This is a genomic window from Blautia luti (genome assembly GCF_033096465.1).
In the GTDB taxonomy this organism is placed as follows: domain Bacteria; phylum Bacillota; class Clostridia; order Lachnospirales; family Lachnospiraceae; genus Blautia_A; species Blautia_A luti.
In genome coordinates this window covers 1878557-1895218 of record NZ_AP028156.1, presented here as the reverse complement: position 1 = coordinate 1895218, position 16662 = coordinate 1878557, and the positions used below count along the sequence as shown (strand labels likewise).

At 39.5% G+C, this 16662-nt stretch carries 17 protein-coding genes and 2 pseudogenes; 18 read left to right on the top strand and 1 reads right to left on the bottom strand.

The features are described from left to right. The first annotated feature begins 180 nt into the window (after nt 1-180). The 7 genes and pseudogenes from asnB (at nt 181) to R8695_RS08920 (ending at nt 6025) form a co-directional block, all read left to right on the top strand. Nucleotides 181-2040 carry an asparagine synthase (glutamine-hydrolyzing) gene (gene asnB / locus R8695_RS08950; protein ID WP_118034806.1) on the top strand — a complete coding sequence of 620 codons (1860 nt, stop codon included), beginning with the start codon at nt 181-183 and terminating at the stop codon, nt 2038-2040. Nucleotides 2041-2199: 159 nt separating this feature from the next. Further along, the gene (gene lepB, locus R8695_RS08945; protein WP_118048785.1) at nt 2200-2757 is read left to right on the top strand and encodes a signal peptidase I; all 558 of its coding nucleotides are present in this window, start codon (nt 2200-2202) and stop codon (nt 2755-2757) included. A gap of 227 nt (nt 2758-2984) precedes the next feature. After that, nucleotides 2985-3149 (top strand): annotated as a pseudogene (locus R8695_RS08940) (TnpV protein); the annotation flags it as partial. Then, nucleotides 3140-3502: pseudogene (locus tag R8695_RS08935) on the top strand (GDP-mannose 4,6-dehydratase); the annotation flags it as partial. The pseudogenes R8695_RS08940 and R8695_RS08935, both read left to right, overlap by 10 nt. A 357-nt stretch (nt 3503-3859) precedes the next feature. Further along, nucleotides 3860-4210 (top strand): FtsX-like permease family protein, encoded by a 351-nt coding sequence (locus R8695_RS08930; protein WP_147329815.1) that lies wholly within the window; start codon nt 3860-3862, stop codon nt 4208-4210. Between the two features lie 129 nt (nt 4211-4339). Then, on the top strand, nt 4340-4669 hold the full coding sequence (locus R8695_RS08925; RefSeq protein WP_055066334.1) for a PadR family transcriptional regulator: 330 nt from the start codon (nt 4340-4342) through the stop codon (nt 4667-4669). 3 nt (nt 4670-4672) lie between these two features. Then, nucleotides 4673-6025 carry an FtsW/RodA/SpoVE family cell cycle protein gene (locus R8695_RS08920; protein WP_118048784.1) on the top strand — a complete coding sequence of 451 codons (1353 nt, stop codon included), beginning with the start codon at nt 4673-4675 and terminating at the stop codon, nt 6023-6025. Between the two features lie 62 nt (nt 6026-6087). On the opposite strand, the gene R8695_RS08915 is transcribed toward R8695_RS08920, so the two are convergent. Then, nucleotides 6088-6960, bottom strand: a complete 873-nt coding sequence (locus R8695_RS08915) for a helix-turn-helix domain-containing protein (protein ID WP_118048783.1) — start codon at nt 6958-6960, stop codon at nt 6088-6090. Between the two features lie 239 nt (nt 6961-7199). On the opposite strand from R8695_RS08915, the gene R8695_RS08910 reads away from it, so the two are divergent. The 11 genes from R8695_RS08910 (at nt 7200) to R8695_RS08860 (ending at nt 16591) form a co-directional block, all read left to right on the top strand. Continuing rightward, nucleotides 7200-7622 (top strand): group II intron maturase-specific domain-containing protein, encoded by a 423-nt coding sequence (locus R8695_RS08910; protein WP_005423092.1) that lies wholly within the window; start codon nt 7200-7202, stop codon nt 7620-7622. A gap of 110 nt (nt 7623-7732) precedes the next feature. After that, nucleotides 7733-8071: a glycoside hydrolase family 95-like protein gene (locus R8695_RS08905; RefSeq protein ID WP_243008091.1), complete on the top strand. Its 339-nt coding sequence runs from the start codon at nt 7733-7735 to the stop codon at nt 8069-8071. A 398-nt stretch (nt 8072-8469) separates the two neighbouring features. Beyond that, the gene (locus tag R8695_RS08900; RefSeq protein WP_005423087.1) at nt 8470-9102 is read left to right on the top strand and encodes a PBECR4 domain-containing protein; all 633 of its coding nucleotides are present in this window, start codon (nt 8470-8472) and stop codon (nt 9100-9102) included. 292 nt (nt 9103-9394) lie between these two features. Continuing rightward, nucleotides 9395-9913: an RNA polymerase sigma factor gene (locus tag R8695_RS08895; protein ID WP_118048780.1), complete on the top strand. Its 519-nt coding sequence runs from the start codon at nt 9395-9397 to the stop codon at nt 9911-9913. Then, nucleotides 9913-11340, top strand: a complete 1428-nt coding sequence (locus tag R8695_RS08890) for a DUF4179 domain-containing protein (protein ID WP_118048779.1) — start codon at nt 9913-9915, stop codon at nt 11338-11340. The genes R8695_RS08895 and R8695_RS08890 overlap by 1 nt, the downstream gene beginning before the upstream one ends. Nucleotides 11341-11552: 212 nt before the next feature. After that, entirely contained in the window at nt 11553-12905 is a 1353-nt protein-coding gene (locus R8695_RS08885) for a L,D-transpeptidase family protein (RefSeq protein ID WP_243139523.1), read from the top strand. A gap of 127 nt (nt 12906-13032) precedes the next feature. Beyond that, on the top strand, nt 13033-13218 hold the full coding sequence (locus R8695_RS08880; RefSeq protein WP_154780357.1) for a hypothetical protein: 186 nt from the start codon (nt 13033-13035) through the stop codon (nt 13216-13218). 11 nt (nt 13219-13229) lie between these two features. Further along, nucleotides 13230-14255 (top strand): hypothetical protein, encoded by a 1026-nt coding sequence (locus R8695_RS08875; protein WP_154780358.1) that lies wholly within the window; start codon nt 13230-13232, stop codon nt 14253-14255. Continuing rightward, a complete protein-coding gene (locus R8695_RS08870) occupies nt 14236-14448 on the top strand; it encodes a hypothetical protein (protein WP_117627829.1) in 213 nt (70 codons plus the stop codon). The genes R8695_RS08875 and R8695_RS08870 overlap by 20 nt, the downstream gene beginning before the upstream one ends. A gap of 59 nt (nt 14449-14507) precedes the next feature. Then, nucleotides 14508-15173, top strand: a complete 666-nt coding sequence (locus tag R8695_RS08865; protein WP_005423065.1) for a response regulator transcription factor — start codon at nt 14508-14510, stop codon at nt 15171-15173. Next, on the top strand, nt 15170-16591 hold the full coding sequence (locus R8695_RS08860) for a sensor histidine kinase (RefSeq protein WP_154780359.1): 1422 nt from the start codon (nt 15170-15172) through the stop codon (nt 16589-16591). The genes R8695_RS08865 and R8695_RS08860 overlap by 4 nt, the downstream gene beginning before the upstream one ends. Nucleotides 16592-16662: the final 71 nt, after the last annotated feature.

Here is a 16662-nt window from a genome sequence, read left to right as displayed (position 1 = left end):
TTTTGATTCTATAGATGTAGAATTAGAAAAGATTTCTACATCTGTAGAAAAACAGGGAGAACACAAGCTGAGGCGCAGACTCACAGACCACTATGATTACGATGTGACCATGTGGGATTCAATTGTGGTAAAAAAGTTGCTGCAGCGTATAAACTACATCAAATAGATACGGAGGATAAAATGTGCGGAATCTGTGGATTTACAGGTTACAGACAGGATCAGAAGACAGTAATTGAAAGGATGATGAAAGCCATTGAGCATAGGGGTCCGGATAGTGAGGGCTCTTTTTGCAGGGAGAAGATCACGCTGGGCTTTCGAAGACTTAGTATTATTGATTTAGAAGATGGGCAGCAGCCTATGGAAAGTACGGACGGAAACCTTCATATTGTTTTTAATGGAGAAATCTATAATTATAAGGAACTGCGGGCAGAACTTGAGGCTTTCGGCATTTCTTTCTGTACTCATTCTGACACGGAGGTTCTGATAAATACTATTCAGCAGTATGGGGAGAAGGCACTGGATAAGCTCAGGGGAATGTTTGGGTTTGCTGTATGGAATGAACAGGAGCAGAGTTTGATGCTTGCAAGGGATTTTTTTGGAATTAAGCCTGTGTACTATGCCGAAATAGATGGACACTTTGTATTTGCTTCTGAAATTAAGAGTATCCTTGCATTTCCAGGCTATGAAAGGAAAGTAAATCAGAAGGCACTGGAGCAGTATTTGTCATTTCAATATTCCCCTCTGGAAGAAACTTTTTTCAGGGGGATTTATAAGCTTATGCCAGGTCATATGCTTTTATATAAAAACGGAAACTATGAGATAAAGACTTATTTCAAAACAAAGCTTGCACCAGGCCAATGGGACCGTAAGACGAATATGGAGCAGCTGCGGAATCAGCTTGCAGAGAATTTAAAGGATTCAGTGGAGCACCATATGTTAAGTGATGTGGAAGTCGGCGCGTTTTTATCCGGGGGAGTGGATTCCGGTTATCTGGCTTCTTCCTCTGGTGCAGATCAGGCATTTACAGTGGGATTCGATGAGGGAGACCGATATAGTGAAGTAAACAAAGCTGCCAAAGTGGCAGAAAAAGCTGGTTTAAAACACCATGTGAAAATCATATCCAAGCAGGAATTCTGGGATGCCCTTCCAGATGTTATGTATCATATGGATGAGCCCCTTGCTGATGCTTCTGCCGTTGCACTCTACTTTCTCTCAAAAGAGGCTGCAGGTCATGTCAAGGTTGTTCTTTCCGGAGAAGGAGCAGACGAGCTTTTCGGTGGATATAATATTTACAGAGAACCGGAATCATTGAAAAAAATTGCCTGGATTCCATTTGGTGTCAGACGTGTAATTGGAAAACTGGCTGCAAAGCTGCCGGATGTGAAGGGACGAGATTTCCTTATCCGTGCAGGAATGAAAGTGGAAGAACGTTTCATCGGAAATGCATATATTTACCGTGAAAAGGAGAAAGCGCAGATTTTGAAAAATAAAGTAACAGGACCTTCCACACAGGAATATTTAAGACCATTTTTTAAAGAACTTGAGTCAGAAAACAGAGGATCACTTCGAGACATGGAAAAAATGCAGTCTGTAGATCTGAGATACTGGCTTCCTGGCGATATTTTACAGAAAGCAGATAAAATGAGCATGGCACATTCATTGGAAGTCAGGGTACCATTTCTGGATAAAGAAGTTTTTGACTTTGCAGCAAAGCTTCCGAAAGAAGCCAAGATTGCAGCGGGTACAACCAAATATATTTTCCGTAAAGCTGTTTCAGAATTTCTTCCACAGGAAACCGATGAACGTAGGAAACTTGGTTTTCCAATTCCAATTCGTGTGTGGCTGCGGCAGGATGACTGGTATCAGATGGTAAAGGAGTTATTTACCTCGAAAGAAGCAGAAGAGTTTTTTCATACAGATAAGCTTCTTTTACTTCTGAAAGAGCACAAAGAGAAAAAGGCAGATAACAGCCGTAAAATCTGGACAGTTTTGACATTCCTTATCTGGTATGATAGATTTTTTGCTACATGTTCGAAGTGAGAGAGTTGGTTATGAGACGGTAAAAATATAAATATACGAAAAATCCGTTGACAATGGTATTTGGGACTTTTATGATAAAATTATATTTGCTATCGGATATATGTATAATACGATACATAAACTATATAGAGGATAATAAAGAACGGTGAGGTGGAGAGCATGAAAATCTGGCGTGAACTGTTAGGCTATGTGAAATTGATTGTAATAGTAGTGGCAATTACTCTGGTTATCAATAATGTTGTTTTGATTAACGCAAAAATCCCTTCACCCTCCATGGAAAAAACACTTATGGTGAAAGACCGCCTTTTCGGCTTTCGGCTTGCGTATGGAATTAATCTTGATCTGTTCGGTTATGAAATTTCTGAAAAGTTCAAGGACCCGGAGCGATTCGATATTGTAATATTCAAATACCCAGATGATGAAAGTCGTCTTTTTATCAAAAGAGTGATCGGACTGCCGGGAGAAGTAGTGGAAATTAAGGATGGGAAAGTTTACATTGATGGTTCACCCACTCCATTGGATGACTCTTTCATTCCGGAGAAAATGATTGGAAGTTATGGTCCATATACAGTTCCGGAAAACAGTTATTTCATGCTTGGTGACAACCGGAATGATTCGAAGGATTCACGTTCATGGAAAAACAAATTCGTGCGATTTGACCAGCTTGTGGGGAAAGCTATTGTAAGATACTATCCATCTTTCAAGTGGTTAGGATAATAAGAAACGCGAATATCAGTGGCTTATTAAGCACTGGAATATTCGCGTTTTTTATTTGATAATGGAAGTCGATTTTTGTCCTGTCTTGTGTATCCCAAAAGTGCCTGTTTTACAGGCTTTCCGGGGTATCAGTCATTTTGTCTGGTATTGTAAAGCAGTGTCAGATTTGTCGTAAATGTCGTAAATTTGTGGTCAAAAAATGATGAGAAATGGAGAGTGCTAACAAAATGAAACTAACGTATACGAATGTAAATGGATATCTGCTTCCAGATCTTACTTATAAATCCGGTGAGCAGATGGATCAACTTGGCAAGTATGGTTTTCTTCGCAGAGATTATCTGAAAAACCATCGAAATTCAACCTATCAGGTGATGCTTCTGCAGGATATGCTTATGATACTCCGGATGGAACTGGTGTAAGAGATTATATTCATGTTGTGGACCTGGCAAAGGGTCATGTAAAAGCACTTAAGAAAATCGAAGGAAATCCAGGGCTTGCGATTTACAATCTGGGAACCGGAAAGGGCTATAGTGTTCTTGATATTGTGAAGAATTTTGAAGCTGCAACTGGTGTGAAAATTCCATATGTGATCAAACCTCGCCGAGCAGGAGATATTGCAACTTGTTATTGTGATGCATCTAAGGCAGAAAAAGAGCTTGACTGGAAAGCAGAAAACGGTATCCGTGAGATGTGTGAAGATTCCTGGAGATGGCAGTCTAATAATCCGCAGGGATATGAAGAATAGGATGTATATTTAAAATAAGAGAGCTGTAAGATGCAGCCCTCTTATTTTTTTGAATGATACCGTCAGTTCTATTTCTGGTATAGATCACGTCTTTGGCAGCACATACATAGAGAATGTTTCTGCTGCTTCTTCACGGCAGGGAATCAATCATGTAAATATCACATCGTACAGTGACTATTTGTTAGACAGAGCAAAAGACAGTCTTGTACAAGGGGATTTATCAGAAATTTACGGGGACAGTAATAAGGTCATGACTGCTTCAAATAAAGACAATCCACTAAAAGTTGGAGATACCATTCAGATAGCGGGACAAGAGGTTGAAATTTTAGTGTATATAGTTTTTTGGCAATTATTGCTATGATTACACTGTTTAATACTATAAACAGCATTTCTACGAGCGTAACAGCCCGGATAAAACAGTATGGTGCTATGCGGGCTGTCGGTATGGACGGAAATCAGTTTACACGGATGATTGCCGAAGAAGCCTTTACTTATTCCATTTCTGGATTTGTAATCGGTGGCGTCATAGGGATTGCTCTTAGTCGTTTCCTGTATATCAAGCTGCTTACATGGTATTTTGGAACTCTGTGGAGCATGCCGGTAGAATTACTTGCTATTGTTATTGTGTTTTCTTTCGTTACCGCCATTGCTGCGGCCTACGCCCCGGCGAAGCACATACAATATGGCAATTACCGAAACAATCAATGAATGGTAATAGCCATTAGTTTTGATAAATCTTATTGATATATTGACAAATAATGTAAAATAATCTATTATATAGATAACCGATATATAGGAAGCCGATATATAATTTATTCTAAGAAGGGGGTGGACCAGATGGCTATTGAAAGAGCATTGGTTTCAGGAAGTATGGCAATGCTTGTAATGAAACTTTTGTCTGAAAAGGATATGTATGGATATGAGATGATCGACACACTGAGGCAAAAATCTCAGAATGTATTTGAGCTGAAGGCAGGAACTCTTTATCCATTGCTGCACAGCCTGGAAGAGAAAGGACTCCTGACAGTATATGAACAGGATGTAGCTGGAAAGACCAGAAAGTATTATAGCCTTACCAGACAGGGAAGAGGATTCCTTGAAAAGAAAATAGAGGAATGGAAAGAGTATTCTGCAGCAGTGACCAATGTGCTTATATTGGAGGTGTGAGTTATGGACGAATATCTGAAATTATTACTGGAACAAATTCGCTGCACAAAAGCCAGACCATACATAAAACAGGAACTGCAGGATCATATGGAGGATCAGATTGCGGAAAACATGAAGGCAGGCATGGATCATGAACAGGCAGAGAAGGAAGCTGTCAGAGACATGGGGGATCCTGTGGAAACAGGAATCTCCCTTGACAGTATCCACAGACCTCAGGCTGCATGGAAACTTTTGGGAATAATTATATTTATCAGCATTGCAGGTGTTCTGATACATGCAGGGATTTCCGGAAAAGCTAGTGAGAATGCGGTAGCCGGTTCTGACAGATATGTGTTTCATGTTATGATCGGGCTGGCTGTCATGATGATTTTGTATCTGCTGGACTATACCGTACTGGCAAAATTTTCAAAAATAATTGCAGCTGTTTTATTGGCCGTCTGTTTGCTGGTTATATTGGAAGGAGGCCAGGTAAACGGAGCGAGGATTTTTATATCACTGCCGGGAGGCAGAAGAGGCATGGATGTACAAAAACTGATGCTGTTTTATGTCCCTATATATGGGGCGATTTTATATAAATATCATGGGTGGGGATATAAGGGACTGATAAGAGCAATCTTATGGCTGATTGCTCCAGTAATATTAGTTTACAGCCTGCCGGCACTCAGGACAGCTTGTGTGATGCTGGTAACTATGCTGACTATGTTGACGATCGCAATCAAAAAGGACTGGTTTACAGTCAGAAAGAAAAGAACTATCTGTGGAATATGGGCTGTGTTTTTGACCGCGCCCATAGCAGCTTTTCTGAGTATGTACCTGAGAAACAGGCTGGCGGAATATCAAATTGCGCGCATACAGGCGATGTTTTCCAGCGGCAGCGAAACAGACTATCTCACAAAAATGTTGCATTCACTTTGGAGACAAAATAAGCTGATCGGGAAAAGCAAATCAGATGTAACGGGAATCCTGCCAGCATTTAATGCGGATTACATTCTGACCTATCTGTCATCTGTATATGGAATAATTGCAGCTATACTTTTGTGCTGTGTTCTTGCGGTTCTGATTTTTGCAGTCTTCAACACTGCATTACGACAGAAAAATCAGCTGGGCATGATGATGGGATGCGGGTGCGGAATTGTATTTCTCATCAGTTTTTTGATAAATGTCCTTGAGAATCTTGGCGTATTTCCGCAATCAATAACATTTCTTCCGTTTTTTTCAGCCGGAGGAAGCTGTATCATAATTTCTTATGGACTCATGGGGATCGTGCTGAGTACTTACAGGTATAAGAATATTTATCCGCGACATCCTGAAACAGGCTTTATGTCCATTAATTCTAAGGTAAAAAAAGTATCATAATATTATGTTAAATAAAACCAATCAAAAACGCTGAGAATTGCTCCCAGCGTTTTTGATTGGTTTTATTTTGGACAGCTTTCTGCATTCGGCACCAGCTGTTTGCGGAACTGTGAAGGGGAAATGCCACACTGTTTTCGGAAAAAGCGGCTGAAATATAATGGATTCTCGTACCCGACCAGGTTGACTATTTCTGTGATATTATAATTTGTCGTTTCCAGAAGCATTTTTGCATTGGTAAGCCTCAGAGACTGCACGTATTGAGCAGGTGTAGTATTGGCATACTGACGGAAGTTCTGGATGAACCAGCTGATACTCATATTGTGGGAAACAGCATAGTCCTCAATACTTATAGGTTTATTATAATGCATCCGAAAGTACTGTGCAGCCTGTTCCATATCGTTCATGTTCTGAAGGTTCTTTTTACGTGGCTTTTGCAGTGCTATTCTATGGAGGCTGATCAGGAGAATCGTGAAATAATTTATCAGCATCTCCTCGTAATCAATTCGCTGCAGATTCAGTTCCTCGATCATAGACATAAATAGATTTTTGTACTCAATGGAGATACCGGTATAAATAATGCGGGTATCGTCGGCAATCCCATATCTTCTCAGAAAGTTCTTTACATTATTTCCAGTAAAGTGAACCCAGTAAACTTCGGTCTGATCCGCTCCATAATAATAGCGTTGTTCCTCACGTGGACGGTAGAGTACCATATTGCCGGCTTCTACAACAGTAGGTTTTCCATCAAAATAAAAATGTGCCCGTCCGGATGCGATGTAAAGAAGCTGATAATCAAGCCGGCCTTTCGGGCGGTGGGTAGGAAGCTTTTCTACGGTGTATAGATGATAAGTACCGCAGCTTCCAATAAACAGGGGATGTTTTTTATCCATAAAATCAACCCTGGATTTGTGATAGTATGCTGATAATGTATACAAGTAATGTCTTCCTTGTCATATTGCACAAAATACAACAATATGAATTGTGCAATTTTACGATTCTACAAAATATTGTTAAAAAATAGTTGGCTATTATGTAAAAGTATAACATTTTGTGCATGTTTTGGCGAATGTTGTTTATGTATTTTTTTATAATAAAAAAGTATAATGATAGTACGACAAAAGCAAAATATCTGGGATTTGCTTTTTATTATCAATTTCAGGAAAAGAAATATAGGATGAAAGTTCCGAAAAAGTCATTGGATAAAGTAAAGAAGAAAGTCAGGAAACTTACGAGCCGCAAGTGGAGCGTGAGTAATTCATACAAAGCGAAAAAGATAGCAGAGGTAGTAAGAGGATGGATTAATTACTTTAAAATTGGCTCAATTCTTACAGTAAGCCGAAAACTTGATACAGTAATCAGGTATAGATTCAGGATGTGCATATGGAAACACTGGAAAAATCCAAAAACCAGATATAAAAATTTGGTAAAACTGGGTATTAGTAAAAAGAATGCAAGGTGTGCGGCGGGATTTCATGGATATGCCCGAGTGTGCCGTACAAAAACTGTTTGTTATGCGATGTCAAATGCACGTTTGAAGAAATTTGGTTTACTCTCAGCCGAGGAATATCTTTGTAAAGCGAGATGTCAAGTTAACTGAACCGCCGGATGCGGAACCGCATGTCCGGTGGTGTGAGAGGTCGGCGGCAAAAGCCGTCTCCTACTCGATCAAACCAGCTCCGTTATACCAGGGAGGAAAATATCTCCTGTGTGGGAGGCAGCATTTATCCCAACATGTTGTGTGCACACCCTCCGTTCCAGATCGATGGGAACTTTGGCTTTGCAGCTGCAGTTGCAGAGATGCTTATCCAGAGCAGGAAAGGGCATTTCCTGTTGCTTCCGGCACTTCCGGATGAGTGGAAAGACGGAAAAGTCGGGGGAATGAAGGCACAGGGTGACATCACAGTTGATTTTGAATGGAGAGAGGGCAGGATACACAGGGTTCGCCTCTGTTCTTTCCGTGAGCAGAAAGTAACGCTGGAATGCAATGGAATTTCGAAAACAGTATTTTTAAAACCTGATGGGACAGAGAATATGATTTTTGATTGATCTGTCCTGAGGGCCTGGAAATCATAGACAGTGGTAAGTAATGGGGTACAATAAAATACAGCCAATCGATTTTGCCAGAAACTATTGATATTTCTTAGGGTATCGCATATAATATAGTTAAACCAAAAGGTTTCGTGTAGCGGCACGTAAAAGCTGTACTGTGCCCGGGCAGGGTAATTACTGGGACTATTTGATACTCGGAAGGGTATTACGCCCACACCAGGGAGATACGGTGAGTCCGCGCCGGGGACTTAATGATACCGGCGACATTTTAGACATTCGGAAGGATGTCGCGGCTGACAGCCAGCATAAAACCGCTTTTTAAGATTATGGGCACTGGATAACAAAAAGTTGTCCGGTGCTGTTTTTATATTATAGTGATGATTGGGAAAAGATAGATGGGAAAACAACAGGATAGAGAGAAAATCGTACAGGAGATTAAAATAGCTGCCGATCTGTATAGGAAGCATTTAGTAGGTAAAAGATTTCTATATGTATTTGAAGGCAGATATATTGAGGTGCTTTATAAAGCTGCCAATTTCAGGCACTTAACAGGTGTGGCCACAAACCTTTCCGCAAAAAAGTTTTATAGTTATGCAGCAAAAAAACTGCTTCAGGCTTCGCAGATATTTTTTACACCGCAGCACCCTTTTTCATTGTGTAAGCGTAAAATTAAGCATATCGGACAGATTGCAATGCTGGCTGGCTCAGAAGGCTTTATGTTGGAAGAGATTGTTACAGATACGAGAACTTATAAGTTTGGCACAACAGATCTTAATTTTACTCTATGCTTAAATAAAGAGTATGATGATCAGGGACAGCAAAAAGGCGATTGCTTTGTAGTAGAATCACTGCGAGATGAAGATTGTTTTTCTAAAAGTACAACAGCATATACAGTAACTCATATTTTCTCAGCACCGAATGATGCGAAAAAATATACAACTTTACTGTTTTTGGACGAAAATGCAATGATAGACAGTCTTCCGGATGAAATTAAAAACATGCTGGATCAAACTTTATTACATAAATAAAAATGGAGAGTCTTAGTGTGGCGATTCAATTAATCTATCCTGAGGGTATGAGAATTATTGACAGCCGTATCATGTAAAAACACATGGTACGGCTGTTTTTATACCCTAATAGGACCTGATGATCATAAAAATTTTGAACGATTTCGGGAGTGTTTTTATCTGAGATAATTTTTTTAAAAATATTTGCAACCTTTTTAGGGATTCGCACGTCTAATAAGTAGAAGCACATAAACAAAGGCTTTTATACAACATTTCCTGACGACCGGTCTGATATAGGAGAATGGAGACGACAATGAATGAGGTTTTGATACGAAAAGCGAAGAAAGGCGACAAAGATGCTTTCTGCCGACTTATGGATGAGAATGTACAGAGTATGTATAAGATTGCGGCAGCATATCTGAAAAATGATGAAGATGTTGCGGATGCAATACAGGATACGATTCTTTCCTGTTATGAAAATCTGAAAAGTCTGAAACAGAACAGATATTTTAAAACTTGGATGATTCGAATCTTGATCAACAAGTGTAAGGACATGATACAGAAGAAAAAGCTGGTTACTTATACGGATCAGATGCCGGAAACACCTTTTCACGAAGAAGAATATGCGGCAATGGAATGGGCACAAGTATTAGAAACATTGGATAGCAAATATCGTTTGGTTGTTCTTTTGTACTATATGGAAGGATTTAGTGTCCGGGAGATCAGTGACGCTCTGGATATGAAGGAAAGCACTGTGAAATCTCGTCTTCATCGTGGTAGAAAACAGATTGCAGAGATGTATGGATATGAGGTTAAGGAGGGACGTGTTTAATGATGACTTTAAATAATAATGAGAAAGACTTTCAGGAAAAACTTCAAAAGGATACAGAAATGCCGGCAATCGTGCATGAACGTATCAATCAGGCATATCGATTGATTGAAAATAATGCTGTGTTACAGAAAAAAGCACCAAAGGATCCATATCACTGGATGAAAATTGGAGGCAGGGTAGCAGGAGGTATGGCAGCGGTACTGGCAGTCGGATTTATATTCTGTGCAACCAATCCAGTAATGGCAAAGAATATTCCGGTTGTAGGAGGGCTTTTTGAAATCTTGCAGGATAATGTAAGTTTCTTTGGTGATTTTTCGGATTATGCAACAACCTTGGAATCCGTTGATGGAACAACGGCAGATGGCAGTGAAGCAGATGGGGACAAGACAGGTAATGCCACTAGTGAGAATGCTTACATTAAAACAGCAGATGGGCTGACAATTACATGTTCTGAGGTATATGCCAACAGCCAGGCAGTCTATATAACTATGCAGTTTAAGAGTGATAAGCCATTTCCAGAAACGTCAACCAGGGCGGAAAGTGGAACACCGGTCATTGATCTGGATATGACTGGCGGTGTGGACTTTGATTCAGAAGCTAGTCCGGTGATCGACGGTCAGGTGGAAGGACAGTTTCTGGATGACAACACCTATGCATGCATTTTCCGTTATGATCTTGCTCAGGCGGCAAAAGACTATACGGAATATAATGAGAAATACAATGAAATGACACAGCAGGTAATGGATGAGATGGGAATAACTCAGGCGGACTTAGATGATCAGACGGATGAAGGTTATGCACTGCTGGAAGAGTTTATCGATAAAGTATCTGAGCGTGGTGGAGCATATCAGAAATATATTAAAGATATTGAGATTCCGGATACTTTTAATCTGCATCTGGATATCACGAAGGTAAGAGGGCTGGAAGCAGACTATGAGTGGTCAGAAGCGGATGATGAAAACTATGGAAGGGATGCCGGCTACTACAAATATGAAGGTGACTGGAGTTTCGATATCCCGGTTACAGTAGATGATTCCCGGACAGAAGTATTGGAACTGAATGATACAAACGATGCTGGTATCGGACTCAAATCCGTAATTCGTTCTCCGTATGAACTGACGGTAAATGAACTTTATAAGGAAGGATCCAACAGTGACTGCTTCATGGTAGCTCTTGATGCCAACGGAAACACACTTCCATATAATGAGTCTACTGGAAACTGTAATAACTTCGCAATTCAGGACAGGGATATTTCGACAGTAGATATTTATTTCCTGGATTATATCCAGTATATGGATGAACTGAAGGGGCAGCAGAATTTTGATAATCCTACGAAAGAAGACGGACAGAAATGGAAAAAACTTCTGGAGGAAAATGCGAAATATCATAAGACATTACATTTTGACAGTGACAATGCAAAAAACTAATTGATTCAAAGAAAGATAAATAAGACATGAAACCAAAAGAAGTGATAGGGCAGTCAATGAGAACCACAAAATCGGCAAGACCAGGTTCAGTTATGTATGTGCCGATGGATAAATCGGAATTCAGATCTATTATATTTTCAGAAAAGAAGAAAAATAAAATTAAGAAAATTGTAATATTGATTATATTGATGATTTTTGTTATAGGCTGTTGTATGTATGCAGGTATATCTTATTATTACTCATATCACTTCTTTTATGGGACGACCATCAATGGGATTGACAGTTCAAATAAGACAGCATATGAGGTTGAGCAGGAGATTGCTGGGAAAAAGGATAACTATACTATTCAGGTAAGGGCAAGAATGCAGGACCCGCAGGCCATTACAGGAAAAGACATTGATTATAAATACGTATCCAGCGGTGCGGTTCTCCAGCTGCTGAAAACTCAGAAATCATGGGAATGGATCGGCAGTCTTTTTGAAACAAAAAACTATATGGTTCAAGAAGAGACTTTTTTCAGCCGGGAGAAACTGGAAGAACAGGTAAATTCATTAAATTGTGCGAAAAAAGAGAATCAGACAGCACCGGAAAATGCGTATGTAAGTTTTGTTAACTCAGAATTCACTATTGTGCCAGAAACGGAAGGCAACGAATTAAATACCAGGGAAGCTTATCAGATGATATGCAGGGCAATCGATAACGATGCGGCAGAGGTAGATCTGGAAAGTGATCCAAAGGCTTATAAGAAAGCAGATGTGACGAAAGAAAGTTCAGAGCTTCAGAATATGGTAAATACATATAAGAACCTGACAAAAGCAAATATCACATATACATTTGGAGACGAAACGGTAACACTCGATGGGAATACCATCAAAAACTGGCTGCAGTTTGACGAGAAAGGGCAGCTGCTCCAGAATGATGAAGCCTTCCGGCAGCACGTAGTGGATTATGTGGCACAGCTTGCAGCAGATCATGATACAGTTGGCACTGAAAGACAATTTCAGACCACGAGCGGAAGGACTGTGTATGTATATGGTTCTGCCTATGGGTGGAAGATTGATCAGGACAAGGAAGTAGCACAGCTCATGCAGGAAATTCAGTCAGGAACCCAGACAACCAGGGAACCGGTATATTCTATGAGGGCAAATGCACACGGAATCAATGATCTCGGAGATACATATATAGAGGTTGATCTTACAGAACAGTATATGTGGTATTATCAGAATGGAAATATTATTTTCCAATCAGAAATCGTATCCGGACTGCCAAGCGATCCGGATAGAAAAACACCCCCTGGAATATTCACACTGAATTCAAAGAGCAGTCCGTCCGTGCTGCGAGGTGAAATGACAGCAAATGGAACCTATTCTTACGAACAGCCGGTAACATACTGGATGCCATTCAATGGAGGAATTGGCTTTCATGATGCAGACTGGCAGCCGTATTTTGGTGGTGACAGATATCTTACAGGTGGTTCTCATGGATGCATCAATCTTCCACCAGAAAATGCCGGACAGCTTTATAGTCTTATTCAGTATGATGTCCCGATAATTTGTTTTTACTAATTCTATATTCAAGATGTACAGGACAGGAGCTAAGTTGTAATGCAGCTGGCTCCTGTCCTTCATTGTCAACAGTATCAGATTGGCGCATGATCACCATTTCGGTAATCCAGAACAAAGCAGGCATGATGTGGAAGTGGCAGAGCGATTGGCAAAAGCTAGCAATCTCTTCCTTTCACAAAGAGTGAAGAAGAGAAGGCACATTAATGGGATTGACGTATCAATACTGGAACCATATAATGGGTACAAAGAAAAATTTATTTATGGAAACAAACACATTGACAGAGCATACAAAAGTGCTGTGATTAAAGTTTAAAAAGAATCCTTATGAACATCATAAGTAATGCTGTCAGGTATAATAAAGAAAAAGGAGTATATTGGGACTATTATCATGATGATACCAGAACCTATGAAAAAATGCTGGATATCCATGCACAGCTTTCGGATAACATTATTTTTGCAGGAGGATCTTGGATTTGGAACGGAATTTCCCCCAATTATTCTAAGACCTATGCGTGTACCAAAGCAGCTCTTTCTACTTGTAAAAAATACAATATAAAAGAGGTGCTCTGTACAGCATGGATGGATAATGGTGCAGAAACTCCGGTGGATGCTTTGCTTCCGGGACTTGTACTTTTTGCACACCTTGATTTTCACAGAGACTATGACGAAACAATCCTTAAGCAGGAGTTCAGGAACTGCACAGGCGGAGAATTTGATGATTTTATGGCACTTGACAATTTTGATTCCTTATTCTTAAATACGAAAGAGAATAAAGAGGCTCAAAATCCTTCAAAATATCTGTTATACCAGGATTCAATGTTAGGCATTTTTGATTATCATGTGAAAGAATCAGGTGTCAATACAAAATCTTACTACCAAAACATACAGAAATGTATGAAGGAATGTGCAAAAAAAACGGGAAAATATCAGCTTTTTTTTTCATTTTATGAAAAACTGGCGGCGGTATTAGCTGATAAAGCCGATTTGGGCATATGTATAAAATCAGCATATGACAGATCGGACAGAGCAGCGTTGAAAGATATCAGTCAGAATGTTATTCCTGGAATCATCTGCAATCTGACAGATATGAAATCATCAAGAGAAAAAATCTGGATGAACGATGCAAAGCCATTTGGTTATGAGATTCTGGATATAAAAATTGGTGGCGTAATTACAAGACTTAAAAGTACAGGATACCGGATTGACAATTATCTGAATGGAAATGTGCTTCGTCTGGAAGAGCTGGAAGAGGAAAGACTTCCCTATTTTACCAAAGGAATGGACAAGCGGGAGAACTTATGGAATCGCATCATCAGTGGATGTGATTCGAATGATTCTGGAATGGAGTAAAAATAATAATTCTTCCGTAGAATCTGTGGATGCTGTTGTTTCAGAAAAAATAGGGGAAATATATCAGCAGCAGATACCAAATGCAGGTGACCCGACAGGAAGTCATGGTTTATACAGGAAATCAAAACTATTCTCACAGAATGGTTTTGGTTTCCTTTTTTGCTGTTACAAATCAGTTACAACTGCATTATAGAATTTAATGTATAATTAACCTGTGAAAAGATAGTTATAAAAACATGTGAGGTAATAATTATGAAGGCAAGAATTCTTGTGATAGAAGACGAAATGTCAATCAATGACCTGCTATGTATGAATTTGGAGATTGCAGGGTATGAAACAGTAGGATATCTGGATGGAAATGAGGCATATGAAGCAATTATTCAAGATCATGCGTTTCAGTGTGCACTTGTAGATATCATGCTTCCCGGAAGAGACGGCTATAGCCTGTTACCGAAACTGAAGCAGTATGAAATCCCCGTAATATTTCTTACCGCAAAGGGAGATATCGCGAGCAAGATAAAGGGATTAAAAGACGGTGCGGAAGATTATATTGTAAAACCATTTGAAATGCTGGAAGTGATGGTCCGTCTTGAAAAAGTACTGGAACGTAATGGCACTGTACAAGAACAGATTCAAATTGGTGATGTCATCATTGATACTGCAAGTCGCACTGTTACAAAAATGGGCATGGAAATCTATTTAAAGCCAATGGAATATAACTGCCTCATGGTGTTCGCCAAAAATCCGAATAAAGCACTGACCAGGAATCAGATTCTGCAGGAACTGTGGAATGAAGAGTTCTGCGGAGAAACAAGAACTGTGGATGCACATGTGGGTCGTATCAGGAAAAAGCTTGGCTGGCAGGATAAGATTAAAACAATTCCCAGAATCGGTTACAGACTTGAGGTGGATTTATGAAACTCTTAATAAAAATCTTTTCTCAGACTACATGTATCATTTTGTTGGTATCGTCAGGGATCTTTCTCTATACCACTTATTGTTGGAAAAATCAGAGTATACAGAATATCAACAGTTATGAAAGCAGTATATTCAGAACAAATATCTTACAGTTTGAAAATAAAACAAGCCTTTCTGACAATCAGAAACAGAATGCCGACAACGAAATGCGCCCCCAAATAGTTACTTATGCTTTTCGGCAGGTTTTTCATGACAGCGCGGTTTTATATCTTGATGGAAAAATGACCTATAATGGAACTGTTTATGAATTCGATGTAAAAAAGTTAAGAGAATTATGTGCAAGTAAGGCAAACATGGTGGATCATGGCAGCAACAGTGATGGTCATGACCCTATGATCAGTCAGATAAATGGAAGGACACTTTTGTTATTTTACTATGGCAATGTAAATATGGGATATCAGATTGTTACTTATAAAGATATAACAGATGTAATAGAAAAAAGTCATCTGCTGTTTTTTCAGACGGGTGGATTTACTTTATCTTTGATCGTGGTAATGGGAATTATCCTTTATTTGAGCCTTCGAAAAATCACAGCACCGCTTACAAGCCTAAGAGAAGCTACGCTTCTTGTTTCTGAAGGTATTTATGATTTTAAAGTACCGTCAGAGGGAAATACAGAACTTGCGCAGGTAGGTGCAACCTTTAATTTTATGACAGGTAAAATAAAAGAACAAATTGAAAGTCTTTCTAACATAAACCGGACACAAAAACAGCTTATTGGAAGTCTGGCTCATGAGCTGAAGACCCCAATGACTGCAATCATAGGCTATGCAGATACATTGCTTACTGTGCGCCTAACTCCGGAAAGGCAGGAGAAGGCTCTGATTTATATTGAAAATGAATGTCGCAGGCTTTCAAGACTTTCTATGAAAATGCTGGAATTAACCGGACTCTACGAAGCTTCGGAAGACTCATTCAATCCAGCTGAAATACAGGTGGATAACTTCCTGAAAGAAGTAAAAGAACTCATTGATTGCAGGCTTCAAGAAAAAAACATCTCTCTTGATGTATTTTGTGAACCAAAAGAATTGGTAAAGAAGTTTGATCAGGACTTAATGATAAGTGTAGTGACAAATCTAATTGATAATGCAGTCAAAGCTTCCAGGAAAGAATCTAAAATTGTGCTTGAGGCAACCCCAGACCATCTGATGGTTCAGGATTTTGGAAAGGGAATACCGAAAGAGGATCTGGAAATGGTGACGGAACCATTTTATATGGTAGACAAATCTCGTTCCAGGGCAAAAGGAAGTGTAGGGCTCGGTCTTTCTTTATGTCAGAAAATTATAGAACTGCACGATTTCCAACTGAAGATTGAAAGCAATCCGGGAAAAGGAACTACCGTCTCTGTTTTCTGGTAATCACACTAACGTTTACATATCAGTTACAAATCGCGAAAGATTTGGTGTAATGCTCGATGATATACTTATAA

Bases quoted from the DNA above. Each gene is read 5' to 3' on its own strand.
- asnB (WP_118034806.1), top strand. From the start codon at position 181: ATGTGCGGAATCTGTGGATTTACAGGTTACAGACAGGATCAGAAGACA.
- lepB (WP_118048785.1), top strand. From the start codon at position 2,200: ATGAAAATCTGGCGTGAACTGTTAGGCTATGTGAAATTGATTGTAATA.
- R8695_RS08930 (WP_147329815.1), top strand. From the start codon at position 3,860: ATGATTACACTGTTTAATACTATAAACAGCATTTCTACGAGCGTAACA.
- R8695_RS08925 (WP_055066334.1), top strand. From the start codon at position 4,340: ATGGCTATTGAAAGAGCATTGGTTTCAGGAAGTATGGCAATGCTTGTA.
- R8695_RS08920 (WP_118048784.1), top strand. From the start codon at position 4,673: ATGGACGAATATCTGAAATTATTACTGGAACAAATTCGCTGCACAAAA.
- R8695_RS08910 (WP_005423092.1), top strand. From the start codon at position 7,200: ATGAAAGTTCCGAAAAAGTCATTGGATAAAGTAAAGAAGAAAGTCAGG.
- R8695_RS08900 (WP_005423087.1), top strand. From the start codon at position 8,470: ATGGGAAAACAACAGGATAGAGAGAAAATCGTACAGGAGATTAAAATA.
- R8695_RS08895 (WP_118048780.1), top strand. From the start codon at position 9,395: ATGAATGAGGTTTTGATACGAAAAGCGAAGAAAGGCGACAAAGATGCT.
- R8695_RS08890 (WP_118048779.1), top strand. From the start codon at position 9,913: ATGATGACTTTAAATAATAATGAGAAAGACTTTCAGGAAAAACTTCAA.
- R8695_RS08885 (WP_243139523.1), top strand. From the start codon at position 11,553: ATGTATGCAGGTATATCTTATTATTACTCATATCACTTCTTTTATGGG.
- R8695_RS08875 (WP_154780358.1), top strand. From the start codon at position 13,230: ATGAACATCATAAGTAATGCTGTCAGGTATAATAAAGAAAAAGGAGTA.
- R8695_RS08870 (WP_117627829.1), top strand. From the start codon at position 14,236: ATGATTCTGGAATGGAGTAAAAATAATAATTCTTCCGTAGAATCTGTG.
- R8695_RS08865 (WP_005423065.1), top strand. From the start codon at position 14,508: ATGAAGGCAAGAATTCTTGTGATAGAAGACGAAATGTCAATCAATGAC.
- R8695_RS08860 (WP_154780359.1), top strand. From the start codon at position 15,170: ATGAAACTCTTAATAAAAATCTTTTCTCAGACTACATGTATCATTTTG.